At 59.9% G+C, this 15,778-nt stretch carries 13 protein-coding genes; 6 read left to right on the top strand and 7 right to left on the bottom strand.

What is annotated here, in order from left to right; translation table 11 throughout:
- Positions 1 to 478: 478 nt before the first annotated feature.
- The 4 genes from FXN63_RS19145 to FXN63_RS19130 form a co-directional block, all read right to left on the bottom strand.
- Entirely contained in the window at positions 479 to 1,564 is a 1,086-nt protein-coding gene (locus FXN63_RS19145; RefSeq protein WP_148816766.1) for a DUF4214 domain-containing protein, read from the bottom strand.
- A 3-nt stretch (positions 1,565 to 1,567) separates the two neighbouring features.
- A complete protein-coding gene (locus FXN63_RS19140) occupies positions 1,568 to 2,041 on the bottom strand; it encodes a lytic transglycosylase domain-containing protein (RefSeq protein ID WP_281290882.1) in 474 nt (157 codons plus the stop codon).
- 303 nt (positions 2,042 to 2,344) lie between these two features.
- Positions 2,345 to 2,944 carry an RES family NAD+ phosphorylase gene (locus tag FXN63_RS19135; RefSeq protein WP_148816764.1) on the bottom strand — a complete coding sequence of 200 codons (600 nt, stop codon included), beginning with the start codon at positions 2,942 to 2,944 and terminating at the stop codon, positions 2,345 to 2,347.
- Between the two features lie 2 nt (positions 2,945 to 2,946).
- Positions 2,947 to 3,633, bottom strand: a complete 687-nt coding sequence (locus FXN63_RS19130; protein WP_148816763.1) for a hypothetical protein — start codon at positions 3,631 to 3,633, stop codon at positions 2,947 to 2,949.
- A gap of 238 nt (positions 3,634 to 3,871) precedes the next feature.
- On the opposite strand from FXN63_RS19130, the gene FXN63_RS19125 reads away from it, so the two are divergent.
- The 4 genes from FXN63_RS19125 (at position 3,872) to FXN63_RS19110 (ending at position 8,311) form a co-directional block, all read left to right on the top strand.
- A complete protein-coding gene (locus FXN63_RS19125; protein ID WP_148816762.1) occupies positions 3,872 to 4,468 on the top strand; it encodes a DUF1287 domain-containing protein in 597 nt (198 codons plus the stop codon).
- A 221-nt stretch (positions 4,469 to 4,689) separates the two neighbouring features.
- Positions 4,690 to 7,305 (top strand): alanine--tRNA ligase, encoded by a 2,616-nt coding sequence (alaS, locus tag FXN63_RS19120; protein ID WP_148816761.1) that lies wholly within the window; start codon positions 4,690 to 4,692, stop codon positions 7,303 to 7,305.
- A gap of 119 nt (positions 7,306 to 7,424) precedes the next feature.
- On the top strand, positions 7,425 to 8,012 hold the full coding sequence (locus tag FXN63_RS19115) for an NUDIX hydrolase (RefSeq protein WP_425468626.1): 588 nt from the start codon (positions 7,425 to 7,427) through the stop codon (positions 8,010 to 8,012).
- Complete coding sequence (locus FXN63_RS19110) at positions 8,009 to 8,311, top strand: sulfurtransferase TusA family protein (protein WP_148816759.1); 303 nt, start codon at positions 8,009 to 8,011, stop codon at positions 8,309 to 8,311. Before FXN63_RS19115 ends, FXN63_RS19110 begins: the two co-directional genes overlap by 4 nt.
- A 98-nt stretch (positions 8,312 to 8,409) precedes the next feature.
- Here the strand turns inward: FXN63_RS19110 and FXN63_RS19105 are convergent, their stop codons facing one another.
- The gene (locus FXN63_RS19105; protein WP_148816758.1) at positions 8,410 to 8,850 is read right to left on the bottom strand and encodes a winged helix-turn-helix transcriptional regulator; all 441 of its coding nucleotides are present in this window, start codon (positions 8,848 to 8,850) and stop codon (positions 8,410 to 8,412) included.
- Between the two features lie 97 nt (positions 8,851 to 8,947).
- On the opposite strand from FXN63_RS19105, the gene FXN63_RS19100 reads away from it, so the two are divergent.
- Positions 8,948 to 10,069 (top strand): NADH:flavin oxidoreductase, encoded by a 1,122-nt coding sequence (locus FXN63_RS19100; RefSeq protein WP_148816757.1) that lies wholly within the window; start codon positions 8,948 to 8,950, stop codon positions 10,067 to 10,069.
- Between the two features lie 87 nt (positions 10,070 to 10,156).
- Here FXN63_RS19100 and FXN63_RS19095 read toward each other — a convergent pair whose 3' ends face one another.
- Both FXN63_RS19095 and FXN63_RS19090 read right to left on the bottom strand, forming a co-directional pair.
- A complete protein-coding gene (locus tag FXN63_RS19095; RefSeq protein WP_148816756.1) occupies positions 10,157 to 11,593 on the bottom strand; it encodes a sensor domain-containing diguanylate cyclase in 1,437 nt (478 codons plus the stop codon).
- A gap of 216 nt (positions 11,594 to 11,809) precedes the next feature.
- On the bottom strand, positions 11,810 to 14,659 hold the full coding sequence (locus tag FXN63_RS19090) for a valine--tRNA ligase (RefSeq protein WP_148816755.1): 2,850 nt from the start codon (positions 14,657 to 14,659) through the stop codon (positions 11,810 to 11,812).
- A gap of 270 nt (positions 14,660 to 14,929) precedes the next feature.
- On the opposite strand from FXN63_RS19090, the gene FXN63_RS19085 reads away from it, so the two are divergent.
- A complete protein-coding gene (locus tag FXN63_RS19085; RefSeq protein WP_148816754.1) occupies positions 14,930 to 15,727 on the top strand; it encodes a MetQ/NlpA family ABC transporter substrate-binding protein in 798 nt (265 codons plus the stop codon).
- Positions 15,728 to 15,778 lie beyond the last annotated feature (51 nt).

The following is a 15,778-nucleotide window of genomic DNA, read 5'->3' as shown; positions in this document are numbered from 1 at the left end:
TTCAGGTCCGTCGATGGCAAGGTCTTTCAGCAGCGAACGGTTTGACTGTAGCCCTCCTGCATCTGTGGGGCCAGATGCAACGCGAGCGGCTGTAGCACCGCTCTACCAGAGTATTGGGGGTCGCTGCGCCGACAGAGACGGGCTTCAGGGCTGGGCAACTCGACTCTATGTATGCGTTCAGGATCAGGGTAATGATGATGCGACAATGCGTAGTCTGCCAACATGGTTCTTCGCCCAAAAAACCTGGGAGTGCGGCATTAATAGTGGTATTGCCGCAAACATCAACACATCTGCCGACACGGTAAGTATGAACGAAATGTGTACATCCGATGCGCGAACTCGGTCGAATGTGATTCCAGGGATATACACATACGTCCGCGGGCCCTCGAGCGCAGTTTGCAATTTGTCGTAATAATCCACTAGCCAGATTCGTAACCTAGCCAGCTCGTCAAAAAACCCGCATATATGCGGGTTTTTTTCAAATTATGAGGAAGGAGTCATTAAATCGGTTTAAATCGAACTGTGTCAGCTGGAACCACAGGTCTTGCCCAACGTCGAGATTCCCGTTTTCATTTATATCAACGAAGACATTTGTCGTCACGTTTGGGCCGCCTGCGCCACTTCCGACAGCAATGGCAATGGGTCTGCCCTCGAAGAAGTTGTGATATGTTTTATATGCGCCGGGTTGAATGCCAACGAAATTAATGAGCTGAGGTTCTGTCCATTCCAAAGCATTTTTTACCGTAATGGCTCCACCGACTGGAATGTTTAGCTTAAAGGCGGTGAAATCGATTCGGTCAGTAGAGGTAGAGAAATTTCCTACCGAAACTCGTGATGGTACATATGCGTGCCCTCCGCCCTCGAATACCTCGCGAAAGCCAAACGGGGCATCACTAGCCGCGTCAAATTTCAAAATCTCTCGCTTTTCGCTGCTCAGGGAAACTCCATTTAAAGGAAACGTTTCAATTATCGTGAAAGCTGGAACATTAGGAACAGCTTCCCCTGCCTCGTAGATACCACCAACCTTAATCTTCGCCAACGCCGCATCAACCGACGCCTGCGTGTGATCAACACCCGCCAGCAGCCCTTGAGCCTTGTTCAACTGAGTCAGATAAACCGACTCCGTCCCATAAGCCTTCACGCTCGCCGTCATCATGTCGGCCACCGTCAACTTATTCGTGATCGTCAGCTTGTCATTCGTCCCAGACTGACCATTTGCAGCATCCACGAAATTCTGCAGAATCATCGCGCGGGCTTCCCCTTCTGATCTGCCGCTATCAACCCAGTTGGTGAACGCGGCACTCCAGAACGCCTTGCCGTCCGCATCTGGTACCCGGTTGAACATGTTGTTGTATGCGGTATCCAGGAACGTCGAGATCGAGGTGCCTGCCGGGAATCGCAGTGCGAATTCCGGAGTGGTGGCGCTTCCGAATACTCGCGTGGCGGAACCAAGCAGATCTCCCGAGTTGTTCACGCCGTTGACCCAGAACGACAGTCCCGAAGGATCTGCAGGGCGTCCGTAGAAGGCGTTGTAGTACTGCTGGATGGTAGTGGCGGTCGACATGTATTACCTATTATTCGAAGCGGACTGGCTGCGCGCAGACGGGTTGGCTGGCGGACGCGAGATGGTTCGGGGTCGCTGTTCTTGTCTGGAGAAGACGCGATATACCTGCAAGGCATAACGTTCTTTCAAATTCGGGGTGCGGGAATGGTAGGCACCTACGGCTTCCCAGGTGTTCCCGTATTTCCTGATGCTCTTTGCCAGCAGGAAGGCACCGACCATGATGTTGGTGCAAGGCTCCCACAGGGCAGTGGGCGTGATGCCGTAGGATTGCAGCTCGGGGAAGTGGACCGAGTTGATCTGCATCACGCCGATATCGACTGACCCGTTCTGGTTTCTGTTGATCGCGGTGGCTTTCAGCCCCGATTCATGCTGTCCGATGGACTGCAGAACCACGGGGTTGATCCGGTAGCGGTCTGCGGCTTCATTCCAGCAGTATGCTTGGGCAGCCAGCGGGCAGAGTGTGGCAAGTAGAAGCAATGGCAAGACTGTCTTGGCTCGATGGCAAGGCAGTCGACTGATGTGGACTTTTCTCAAGCTGTCATCGCCGTTATGGGCATTCTGATGCCAGAAATCACGCAGGCTGAATAACTTTTATGCAGGAATATCGCTGAATTCATAACCATTCTCGAAGCGGTCGCCTATTTTCTTGGCAATCCGCTCGAAGAAATTGGTATGCACATTAAAGCAGGCGATGAGAATTTATCCTATCGCCCGATGCTGTGGTGGTCTGCTTGTGGGTACTACTTATTCGATGGGATGAGTTTGCCGGACTTGATTGTCTCAAGTGAGTGTGATGGCAAGTGTCAGTTCGGCATCCTGATAATCCGGATGTCGTGTGAGCGCCGAAGGCGGCTTGGCGCGCAGTGCAAGGCTGTTTCCCCGCTGGAAGAGCACCATGGCTTTCTCTGTGTTCATCAACCGGGACATGTAGATGAAGCCGTCGACGCCTGCAGCGTGATCGAATATCGCTTTTGACCACGCTTGGGGAATCTCATAACTCGGCGTGCCGCTTAGTTCTCCGTGTCCGCCCAATCGATTCAGGGATGCGCCTGTCAGGTTGGCCAATCGCAGAGCAGGTCCTTCAAATGAATGAACAAATCGGCGTTCGATGTCTTCAGCGGAAATACGATATTGCCCCGCACGCGGTGTCAGGTCGTGCAATAGGGATTCAGCAAGCGCGGTAACCAGCGACAGCGCGACATAACACGTGCCGTATTGTTTTTCCGCATCGTCAAAGCGGTTTCCTCCGCTGCGCCCGAAATAAGGCTCACCTGTGGCATGCCCGGAAACTCTGAACAAGGTGGCGGGATCGATCAACGCAATGTCCAAGTCCACGTCTTGCAATGCCGGATCAGGCAAGCCCAGTCGACGTGCCACCATGCTCAGGCTTCGGCCGCAGCGGCGGCAGCTCTGAGTACTGTGTCCAGACCGATGCGTTCAAGCTCGCCTGCCGCGTAGCCTGGCTTGGCCGCAGGCCGTTTGCCCGCCAGCACGTCCAGCGGCGTCAAATCACCCAGCGATTCACGCGGACTGGTGAAGAACAGCCATTTGCTTGCGCCGGGCAAGTTGCCAAGGGCCTTGGTTACTTTGCGCACCGCTTTGGTATCCAGCGTGGCGTCGGCAAAGAAAGCGGGGTAGTAGCGTTCGTTGCGGCCACCATCCACATAAAAGATGCTGCCGGCCGCCAGTCGGTTCGACAGGGCCTGGCGGGTGATATCAACACGTGCGATCAGATCGGCGGATGTCAGCAGTTCGCCCTTGTCCACCAGCGCGCGTCGGCGGGCGTAGGTTTGTTCGCTCAATGGAGCGCTTTCGGCAGCGATGTCATCAGCTTCGTCGTCGGCGTGGCGCGTGGCAGGCAGCTTGATGGTGCTATCGCCGTCCAGCTTCAGTTCCGCGCGCAACTTGTCCAGCACCAAACGCTGGTCGGCGCGGGGCACGGAACGCACGGCGGCGGCAAGCGCCTTGGCCATCACGTCGATCTCTGGACGTGTTTCTGCCCGATCAGCAGACGTGGCGCTCGCGCGTGCTGCTTTGGTTGAACGGGCGGGGGGAGCGAGATGGCTCATGGCGTTCTCCTGCATGTGACGCTTTGATTGTGTACTTGCTGAATATTCATGTCAACTATGTACACTTTATTAAAAAGAGCAGGTCAGAGTTATCGCCTTGGAACCTTCGTCACTGGCTTGGTATGAAGATGTTGCGGCCTGCCTCTTGATACCCTGTCGGACATTACTATTCCCCGGGTCAAAGCCCAGGAAATCCGACTCAGTGATCTCAGGAAACGACGCAAGACAAGTGCTGCAAATGACCCGATCTGCCTTGCTCTGCGCAGGGTTCGTCTTCACAACGCTGTGCTCCACCGCGTCTTTGGCCCGCGCCATCGAACCCGCAAAACTGGTCACTGAAGCCCGCAAACAGGTGGGCGTCACGCTCAGCTACGATCCGGTCTACCGCCGCCTGTCTTATCCCGGGGGCGACGTGCCGCTGCATACCGGCGTATGCACCGATGTGGTCATTCGTGCGCTGCGCGCGCAGGGGCTGGATCTTCAGCAGTCAGTGCACGAAGACATGCGTGCAAACTTCTCCGTGTATCCCAAAAATTGGGGGCTGAGCCGGCCCGATCGCAACATCGATCATCGCCGTGTGCCCAACTTGATGACCTGGTTCAAGCGCCAGGGCAAGCAGGTGCAGACGGGCAGCCAGGCCAGCGACTTTCGTGCGGGCGACATCGTTACGTGGGACCTGGGCCGGGGCCTGACGCACATTGGTGTCGTCAGCGACCGCCGCACGGCTGCGGGCACCCCGTTGATTCTGCACAACATCGGGCAGGGCACGCGGGAAGAAGACATCTTGTTTGAACACCGGATCACTGGCCAATATCGCTATTCGGCACAGCGTTGACGCCCGCGCCAAGCCTTAATGCACGTTGCAAGCGCCACACCGAACGGCAACCCGTGCACCAATCCGAACGCCAAGCCGCCCCGACGATATAATCGTCTGCTTTGCTGCGCAGGCACCCTTGGCCGTCCGCCCGCCGGACCTTCGATCATCATCGTTGCCGCCAAGTGCCTGCCGCGTCCTTCCGAATTGCCAACTGGCCGCTTTTGGCCCTAAGTGTCACGATGAAATCCGCTGAGATCCGCCAGAAGTTCCTGCAGTTCTTTGAATCCAAGGGACACACCATTGTTCCGTCGTCTTCACTGGTGCCGGGCAACGACCCGACGCTGCTGTTCACGAATTCGGGCATGGTGCAGTTCAAGGACGTGTTCACCGGCAAAGACCCGCGCCCTTATGTGCGTGCGACGTCTTCGCAGCGCAGCCTGCGCGCCGGTGGCAAGCACAACGACCTGGAAAACGTGGGTTACACCGCGCGTCACCACACCTTCTTCGAAATGCTGGGCAACTTCAGCTTCGGTGACTACTTCAAGCAAGACGCGATCAAGTTTGCGTGGGAACTGCTGACTGGCGTCTACCAACTGCCGAAGGAAAAGCTCTGGGTCACCGTGTACGCGGAAGACGACGAGGCTTACGGCATCTGGCAGAACGAGATCGGCGTGCCGGTCGAACGCATCATCCGTATCGGCGACAACAAGGGCGCACGCTACGCGTCGGACAATTTCTGGACCATGGGCGACACCGGCCCGTGCGGCCCGTGCTCGGAAATCTTCTACGACCACGGCCCGGAAATCTGGGGCGGCCCCCCGGGATCGCCGGAAGAAGACGGCGACCGCTACATCGAAATCTGGAACCTGGTGTTCATGCAGTTCGAGCGTGACGCTGCCGGTACGCTGACCAAGTTGCCCAAGCAGTCGGTCGACACCGGCATGGGGCTGGAGCGTATTTCGGCTGTGTTGCAGCACGTGCACTCGAACTACGAAATCGATTTGTTCCAGGCGCTGATCAAGGCGGCTGCGCGCGAAACGAACACTTCCGATCTGGACAACAACTCGCTGAAGGTCATTGCTGACCACATTCGTGCGTGCTCGTTCATGATCGTAGACGGCATCATTCCGGGCAGCGAAGGCCGTGGTTATGTGCTGCGCCGCATTGTGCGCCGCGCGCTGCGTCATGGTCACCAACTGGGCCAGACCAAGCCGTTCTTCTACAAGCTGGTAGCAGACCTGGTTGGCCAGATGGGCGATGCCTATCCCGACCTGGCTACCCAGGCAGAACGCGTGGCCCAGGTGCTGAAGCAGGAAGAAGAACGTTTCGGCGAAACGCTGGAACGCGGCATGGAAATCCTGAACAACGCCATCGCCGGTTTGAAAGATGGCGCGCCCATCGACGGCGAGACCTTGTTCACGCTGTATGACACCTACGGTTTCCCGGTTGACCTGACGGCCGACATCGCCCGTGAACGCAAGCTGGAAGTGGACATGGACGGCTTCGAAGCCGCCATGAAGCGCCAGCGCGACACGGCACGTGCTGCTGGCAAGTTCAAGGCCGCCGCTGGCCTGAGCTACGACGGCGTGAAGACCACTTTCGACGGCTACAACGCCGTGGAAGGCGAGGGCACCATCACGGCGCTGTACGTGGATGGCGCTTCGGTACAGGAAGTCAGCGCGGGCCAGCAGGCCATCATCGTGCTGGACCGCACGCCCTTCTACGCAGAATCGGGCGGCCAGGTGGGTGATGCAGGTGTGCTCAGCGCCAACGGTGCCACCTTCAACGTGGAAGACACCACCAAGATCGTGCCAAACGTGTTCGGCCACCACGGCGAACTGGCCAGCGGCTCGCTGAAGCTTGGCGACAAGCTGCAAGCCAATGTGGATGCCACCCGCCGCCTGCGTACCTCGCGCAATCATTCGGTGACCCACTTGCTGCACAAGGCTTTGCGCGAAGTGCTGGGCACGCACGTGCAGCAGAAGGGCTCGTTGGTTGACCCGGACAAGACCCGTTTCGACTTCTCGCACAATGCGCCGATCTCGGCCGAAGACATTGCGCGCATCGAGTCGATCGTGAATGCCGAAGTGCTGAACAACGAAGCCACCGCGACCAACGTGATGAGCTACGACGAAGCCGTGAAGACCGGTGCGATGGCGCTGTTCGGCGAGAAATACGGCGACGAAGTGCGTGTGGTGGACGTCGGTTCGACGCGTGAACTGTGCGGCGGTACGCACGTGCAGCGCACTGGCGACATCGGCCTGTTCAAGGTGACGACTGAGGGCGGCGTGGCCGCTGGCGTGCGTCGCGTGGAAGCCGTGACCGGTGACAACGCGGTTGCCCTGGTGCAAAGCCTGAACTCCACCTTGTCGGCTGCGGCAGGTGCCTTGAAGGTGCAGCCGGCCGACTTGCCGGCGCGCTTGGCGCAAGTGCAGGACCAGGTCCGCGCACTGGAAAAGGAACTGGCTGCGCTCAAGAGCAAGCTGGCCAGCAGCGCTGGTAACGACCTGGCGTCGCAAGCGGTTGACGTGAACGGCGTGAAGGTCTTGGCCGTGAAGATGGAAGGCATTGACCCGAAGTCGCTGCGCGAAACCGTGGACCAGCTGAAGAACAAGCTGCAATCGGCAGCCATCGTGCTGGCAGCGGTCGATGGCGGCAAGGTGTCGCTGGTGGCCGGCGTGACGGCGGATGCGTCGGGCAAGGTCAAGGCGGGCGAACTGGTCAACTTTGTGGCTCAGCAAGTGGGCGGCAAGGGCGGTGGCCGTCCCGACATGGCGATGGCTGGCGGTACTGATGCCACCAACTTGGCCCAGGCGCTTGCCGGTGTTCAGGAATGGGTGCAGGCTCGTCTGTGATCGTCTCGGATGTGCAGCAAGGCCGATTGCCCGCCAGGGCGTCGGTGCTGCACGACATCTGATTCACGGGGCACCGACGTCACTGTCGGTGCCCCGTTGTCTTTCATGCAGGAGATAGCTTGATGAATACTGCTGTCGCAAGTTCTGCTGTTCTTCCCACGGCCACCGACGCCGCGCCCGCGTTGCCGGGCGGTTATCGCTTCTGTCCGCGTTGCGCCACCGCCTTGAGCCGTGGCGTGCCGCTTGGTGCCGATGACCCGCGCGAGCGCACCTTGTGCGGCAATTGCGGCTGGGTGCATTGGGACAATCCACTGCCGGTGGTTGCTGCCTTGGTGCAGCTTGGCGACAAGATTCTGCTGGCGCGCAATGCAGCCTGGACGCCAGGCAAGTTTGCGTTGATCGCGGGCTTCATGGAACGTGGCGAAACGCCGGAAGCAGGCATTGCACGCGAAGTGATGGAAGAAACTGGGCTGACTGTTGTTGAACACAACATGATTGGTGTCTACCCCTTCCTGCTGCGCAATGAACTGCTGCTGGTCTATCACGTGCGTGCCGAAGGTGACGTGCACTTGTCGCCCGAGCTTGCCGAATACAAGCTGGTGGACCCGGCGGACCTGGTGCCCTGGCCGCAAGGCACCGGCCCGGCCGTTGGAGATTGGATGCGCAGCCAAGGCTTGGTTGTGCCTGACGCGGTGCCTTTGCCATGACTGATGTTTTGAAGAACGATGCTGCAACGACTGACGCAGCAAACCTCGGCACTGACGCGCTGCCTACCTCGGCAGACTTCAACCTGGAAATCGATACACGCGGTCTGACTTGCCCCTTGCCCATCCTGCGTGCCAAGAAAGCCCTGGCCACCTTGGAAAGCGGAGCGGTGCTGAAGGTGGTGTCCACCGACAAGGCGTCCATGCGCGACTTCGAGGCCTTTGCTCGGCAGACCGGCAATGCCCTGCTGGCGCAGCATGCCGATGGCGGCGAGTTCACGCACTATCTGAAGCGGCGTTGAGCTATCCAGCGGACACAAAACGTCCCACGTCATAAAAACAAACGCCGCATGCGAAACATGCGGCGTTTGTTTTTCCAGGGCAGGGCGGGCGTGCCTTTTCAGCGATGCTCGGCAAATATCATGTGCGGCTGGAAGGGCGCAGTCGGGATTGTGTGCGCTTCTGCCGACGCGTGTTCTGCCAGCTGCCGGTCGTAGGCCTGTTGCGCCTGCTCGACTTCCGCCGCGTATTCGACAGTCCAGGCATACAGCGCACCGAATGGCTTTTTCAGGCTCTCGCCCAAGGGCGTGACACGGTATTCGACTGCCACCGGTGAAGTCTGCAATACGCGGCGTGCCACGATTCCGCTGCGCTCCAGTCGGCGCAGGGACTGCGTCAACGCCTTCTGCGTAATGCCGTCGAGTCGGCGCTTCAACGCGTTGAAACGCTGCGGCTCTTGACACAGCGCACCCAGGATCAAGATCGACCACTTGTCTGCAATCTGGTCCAACAACAAACGGCTGCTGCAGGCGGCATGGTTGCAAGGCTGGGTATCTGACATGGCGGTTTCCTTCGATATACCTGGTAGCGTTTCGGTGCCTGATTGACGCTAAGTATACGTTGTATACCATGATGGCTTGCTTCTTGGACCACTCATCATGACCACACCGAACGTAGACGCGCTGTTCCAGCCTTTCTCCATCAAGTCGCTGACACTCAAGAACCGGATTGTCATGGCTCCCATGACCCGTTCTTTTTCGCCCGAAGGCGTGCCCGGTGACAACGTCGCCGCGTACTACCGCCGTCGTGCAGAAGCCGACGTTGGACTGATTCTGTCCGAAGGTACGGTGATCGATCGGCCGGCTGCCCGCAACGATCCGCAGATTCCCTTCTTCCACGGTCAGGCTGCGCTGGCCGGCTGGCAGCACGTGATCGACGAGGTACACGCTGCTGGCGGCAAGATGGGTCCGCAGATCTGGCACGTGGGTTCGGTCGCCAGCCCGATGACCACCTGGGTGCCAGAGACCGGCATCGAAGGCCCGTCTGGCTTGGCGGCTCCCGGTGTGCCGCGTGGTGCCACCATGAGCGACGAAGACATTGCCGACACTATTTCCGCCTACGCACGCGCGGCGTCTGATTCAAAGCGTCTGGGCTTCGATACCTTCGAGATTCACGGTGCACACGGTTATCTGATCGACCAGTTCTTCTGGTCGGGCACCAACTTGCGCACGGACAAGTTCGGCGGCGCAAGCCTGAAAGAACGTTCGCGTTTCGCAGCCGAAGTGTTGAAAGCCATGCGTGCGGAGGTAGGGGCCGATTACCCGATCATCCTGCGCCTGAGCCAATGGAAGCAGCAGGACTACAGCGCCCGCCTGGCCGACACGCCGGATGCGATGGCAGCCTGGCTGGTGCCCTTGGTGGAAGCTGGTGCCGATGTGCTGCACTGCTCGCAGCGACGTTTCTGGGAGCCCGAATTCCCCGAGATCGACGGTGCGGAAGGCCTGAACTTCGCCGGCTGGGCCAAGAAGCTTACCGGCGCGGCCACCATCAGCGTGGGCTCGGTCGGCTTGTCGGGTGACTTCATGGGCTCGTTCTCAGGCGAAGCGTCCAGCCCGGTTGGCCTGGACAGCCTGGTGAAGCGTCTGGAGCGTGAAGAGTTCGACCTGATTGCCGTCGGCCGCGCCTTGTTGGGCGACCCGGCATGGGTGACGAAGGTGCGTGGTCACGACACGGCGAACCTGAAAGACTTCAGCGCCGCCGCCTTGGCCGAGCTGGTCTGAGCCAGTCGGTCAGTACGAGTGGGTCAGCACGGGTAGATAAGCACAAACCCGTCTGACCGGATGCCGGGTATCCAACCCCGGCATTCCTCACTCGTCGGCCACCACCTGATTGCGTCCATTCGACTTGGCCCGATACAGCGCCACGTCGGCAGATGAAATCAACCGCACCAGGTCGGCATCAATGCCGGGGTCCGTCGGCAGGCGAGTGGACACCCCCACGCTTGCCGTGATCGCGCGTTTCTCGGTGGTGATCTGGGCCACTGAGCTGCGCAGGCGTTCGGCCACTTCCATCGCTTCCTCGCGATTGGTGTCGGGCAGCAGCACCACAAACTCTTCGCCACCGTAGCGGGCCACGAAATCGCCGGCCCGTGACGAACGCGACAGGCAGCGAGCAACCGCACGCAGTGCGGAATCCCCGGCAGGGTGACCGAAGTCGTCGTTGTATTGCTTGAAGCGATCCACATCGACCATCAGCAAAGACAGCGGATGGCGGCTGCGCTGTGCGTCGGCAATGGCATCTTCCAGCTGGCGGTTGAAGGCGCGGCGATTGCCCAGACCGGTAAGCTGATCCACGCTCGCGAGGGCACGCAGGCTGATGTTGGCGATTTGCAGCTGACTGCGATGCGCCAGCAGTTCAGCTTCAGTCTGTTTGCGCTCGGTGATGTCTTGCACCTGCGACACGAAATAGTTCAGGTTGCCGGTGCGGTCGCGAATCATCGAGACATACAGCAATGCCCATACGACACTGCCGCTTTTATGCAGATAGCGTTTTTCCAGCTGGTAGGCGTTGCGCCGTCCTTCCACCAGTTCGTTGAATTGCGCCAGGTCTTTGCCCAGATCGTCGGGGTGGGTGACGCGCTGGAAATCGATTTCCAGCAACTCGTCTTCGGTGTATCCCAGCATGTCGCACATGGCCCGATTGACCTTCAACCAGCGGCCCTCGCGCGCCACCAGCGCCATGCCGATGGCGGCGCTGTGGAAGGCGCTTTCGAACAGGGCAATCTGCTCGTTCAGGCGCTGCTCAATCAGGGCGCGTTGCTGGTCTTGCAGGTCGCGTTCAATGGCGCGGCCCAAGGCGAGGGCCTGAAGTTCCAGGAACTCGAGGTCGTCGGCCGAAAACGGTTCGGCCTGCGGCACGGTGTCGGAAAAGCTCAGCGTGCCGTAGATCTGGTCGTTGACCCACAGCGGAGCACCCAGGTAGCGCTCCAGCCCGGTGTCTTTGTAGACCTGGTACTGGTTGGTCGTCGGGTCGCCTCCGATATTGTGGTGGGCGACCGTGCGACGTTCCCGAATGACCTGTTCACAGAACACATTGGCCAGCGGGTAGATCTGATCGGGCTGCAGATTTTCCAGCGGGCTGGACACCGCAAGTATCCGATAGGTGACGCCTTCGATGCGGGCGATCACACCCGTGGGCATGCCCAGCAGGCGTTTGCCGGTGTCCAGATGGTCTCGGTAAAGCGAGGCATAGTCCGGATGGCGGACCAGCGATATGCGGTGCAGTTCGTGCAGGCGTGTCTTCATCGGGAAACAGTCCACGAAGAGCGGAAAAAGCCTCTTTCACGAGGGGGGACAATAGCGCGGTTGCATGCGGGCAAAAGTGGATGCGCAGCTCGGGGGCCAAGGCCTGTTCCGGTCGCACTGCCCAGATGTCGCGCATTGTGTTGGCGGCGCAGCGTGCGCCGCCAACACAATGTAGCAGCCTTGCCCCAGCGCTGGCTTGGCGCGGGGGCAGGCCTTTCAACCCAGGCGCACGCGCTGTTCGCGCACCTTGTCCAGGGTCTCGACGAACTGCGCCAGACGCGCCTTTTCCTGTTCGACAACAGCGGGCTTGGCGCGCTCGACGAAGCTGGCGTTCGACAGCTTGGCATTGGCCTTGCCGATCTCGCCTTCCAGACGCGCGATTTCCTTGTCCAGACGGATCTTCTCAGCCGCCACGTCGATCTCGATCTGCAGCATCAGACGAACGGTGCCCACCACTTGCACTGGTGCGCCCACGTCAGGCAGCGCGTCCACGATCTTGACTTCCGACAGACGGGCCATCGATTCCAGATACGGGGCGTTGCGTGCCAGCATGGCCTGATCACCAATAGCGATCAGCGGTGCTTTTTGCGATGGCGGTACGCTCATCTCGCCACGCAGTGCACGAATCGCATCGATCTGCGCTTTCAGTTCAGTGATGGCGGCTTCGGCTTCTTCGTCGATTTTTTCGGCTTGCGACAGCGGGAAGGGTTGCACGCTGATGCTGGTCACGTCGCTGGCAACACGCTTGCCGGCCACGACCGACACCTTCTGCCACAGCTCTTCCGTGATGAACGGAATGATCGGGTGGGCCAGGCGCAGCACGGTTTCCAGCACGCGGATCAGCGTGCGGCGGGTGCCGCGTTGTTCGGCCTCGTCGCCGCGCTGCAACTGGACCTTGGCCAGTTCCAGGTACCAGTCGCAATACTCGTCCCAGACGAAGCGATACAGCGAGGTGGCGATGTTGTCGAAGCGGTAGTCAGAGAAGCCCTTGGCCACGTCCGCTTCAGTGCGTTGCAACTGGCTGATGATCCAGCGGTCAGCCACCGACAGCTTCACCTCTGCCGTGTCTTCCAGGCCGCAATCCTTGCCTTCCACGTTCATCAGCACAAAGCGCGTGGCGTTCCACAGCTTGTTGCAGAAGTTGCGGTAACCCTCGCAGCGCTTCAGATCGAAGTTGATGTTGCGGCCCAGCGTGGCGTAGGCAGCCATGGTGAAGCGCAGTGCATCGGCACCGAAGGACGGAATGCCGTCCGGGTATTCCTTGCGGGTCTTCTTGGTGATCGATTCTGCCTGCTTCGGGTTCATCAAGCCGGTCGTGCGCTTGCCCACCAGGGTTTCCAGGTCGATACCGTCGATCAGGTCCACCGGGTCAAGCGTGTTGCCCTTGGACTTGCTCATCTTCTGGCCTTCCGCGTCGCGGATCAGGCCGTGCACGTACACGTCCTTGAACGGCACCTGGCCGGTGAAGTGCGTGGTCATCATGACCATGCGCGCTACCCAGAAGAAGATGATGTCGAAGCCCGTGACCAGCACGGACGACGGCAGGTAGCGGTCCAGGTCAGGCGTCTTGTCGGGCCAGCCCATGGTGGTGAAGGGCACCAGTGCCGACGAGAACCAAGTGTCCAGCACGTCGGGATCGCGGGTAAGCACGCCGGTCACGCCAGCGGCGCGGGCTTTCTCGGTCGCTTCCGCCTCGCTACGGCCCACGAAGATCTGGCCGTCTTCCGCATACCAGGCCGGGATCTGATGGCCCCACCACAGTTGGCGCGAGATGCACCAGTCCTGGATGTTGTTCAGCCACTGGTTGTAGGTGTTGGTCCAGTTTTCCGGGTAGAACTTGATCTCGCCCTTGGCCACCACGTCCAGCGACACTTCGGCGATCGACTTGCCCGGGTTCAGCGTGCCTTCGGGGGCCGGCTTGCTCATGGCGACGAACCACTGGTCGGTCAGCATCGGCTCGATCACCGACTGCGTGCGGTCGCCGCGCGGCACCATCAGCTTGTGCTTGCGGGTTTCGACCAGCAGACCTTGTTCTTCCAGATCGGCAACCACGGCCTTGCGGGCGGCAAAGCGCTCCATGCCCTGGTACTTGGCCGGCGCGTTGTCGTTGATGTTGGCTTCCAGCGTCAGCACGGAAATCAGCGGCAGCTTGTGGCGTTGGCCCACGGCATAGTCGTTGAAGTCATGCGCAGGCGTGACCTTCACGGCACCGGTACCGAATTCACGCTCGACGTAGTCGTCGGCAATGATCGGGATCAGGCGATCAGACAGCGGCAGGCGCACGTTCTTGCCAACCAGGTGCTGATAACGCTCGTCTTCCGGGTGGACCATGACGGCCGAGTCGCCCAGCATGGTTTCCGGGCGGGTGGTGGCAACCGTGATCGATTCGTCGCTGCCATCCACCGGATAGCGGATGAACCACAGGTGGCCGTCTTCTTCCTCGCTGACCACTTCCAGATCGGACACTGCCGTACCCAGCTTCGGGTCCCAGTTGACCAGGCGCTTGCCGCGATAGATCAGGCCTTGTTCGAACAGGCGCACGAAGGTTTCGACAACGCCACGCGACATCGTGTCGTCCATCGTGAAGTATTCGCGCTTCCAGTCGGTGGATGCGCCCAGGCGACGCATCTGGCCGGTGATGGTGCCGCCCGAGAACTTCTTCCATTCCCAGACTTTTTCCAGGAAAGCGGGGCGGCCCAGGTCGTGGCGCGACACCTTCTGTGCGTCCAGCTGGCGTTCAACCACGATCTGCGTGGCGATACCGGCGTGGTCGGTGCCCGGCACCCACACGGTGTCGAAGCCGCGCATGCGGTGGTAGCGCGTCAGGCCATCCATGATGGTCTGGTTGAAGGCGTGGCCCATGTGCAGCGTGCCGGTCACGTTCGGCGGCGGCAACTGGGTGGCGAAAGTCTTGTCGGCGTCGGCCGTCTTGGTGTGGGTGCCAGCGGCGAAATAACCACGGCTTTCCCACTCGGGGTACCAGCACGACTCGATCGGTGCCGGATCGAAGCTCTTGGGCAGTTCGTCTTGCTCAGGCGAGGGAGTGGCGGGGGAAACTTGTGTCATCAGGATATCCGGGGGTGGCGACCGCAGCCGGAATCGAAGCCGGGGCGGAAAACCGTCTAGTTTAGCGTGCCACCGGCTTGAACCGGGGCGCTATGGCGTCTTTGAGCGCGTACAGGCATATCGACAACGAGATTTCTTTATTCCCTGGGCGGTGATTTGGCAGGCCCATATATTCCTTGGTTGCATATGGACATGCCGCGATAGTATTTCTCTATGGATAAGCCCGCTGGCACGATTCGTTCATCAATTCGAATCCGTTCCGGAGATTTCATGAAGTTCCTGTTCAAGGCGGCCGCGGCCGTCGCACTGACTGCCGTCGCCCTGAGCGCATCCGCCCAAGACAAGACGTCCATCACGGTGGGCGTGTCGGTCGGCAATGGCGAAGAAATCTTCAAGGTGGTCAGCAAGGTGGCTGAGCGCAGCGGCCTGAAGATCAAGGTCGTGGTGTTCAACGACTACCAGCTTCCCAACGCTGCCTTGGCGGCGGGGGATCTGGACGCCAATGCGTTCCAGCACAAGCCTTTCCTGGACAACCAGATCAAGGCGCGTGGCTTTGCACTCACCCCGGTCGGCTACACCATCACCGCACCGCTGGCCTTCTATTCCAAGAAGTACAAGTCGCTGGACCAACTGCCGGAAGGTGCAAGCGTCGGCATTCAGAACGACCCGTCCAATGGCAATCGTGCGCTGCTGTTGCTGCAAAAGTACAAGCTGATCACCCTGAAGCCTGAAGCCGTGGCCGCCAACACCGCCACGCCCAAGGATGTGATCGAGAACCCGCGCAAGCTGAAGCTGGTGCCGCTGGACGCCGCCCAACTGCCGCGTTCGCTGGATGACCTGGATGTTGCGTCGATCAACAACGACTACGCATTCAAGGCTGGCCTGAGCGCTGCCAAGGACGGTATTGCGGTGGAAGACGCCAAGGGCATCTACGCCAACCTGATCGCGGTGCGTACTGAAGATCAGGGCAAGTCGTGGGTCAAGCCGCTGGTGGCTGCCTACCAGTCGCCGGAAGTGCGCGAGTTCATCGAAGCCAAGTACAAGGGATCGCTGATCCCCGCCTGGTAAGCCGCGCTGCAAACGCTTAATAACTAAAACGGCATGAAAAATGCCGTTTTA

Origin of the sequence: Pigmentiphaga aceris (genome assembly GCF_008119665.1) — a bacterium.
GTDB classification, from domain to species: domain Bacteria; phylum Pseudomonadota; class Gammaproteobacteria; order Burkholderiales; family Burkholderiaceae_B; genus Pigmentiphaga; species Pigmentiphaga aceris.
Note: the sequence above shows the minus strand (reverse complement) of the source record. Positions and strands in the feature narration are given on the sequence as shown.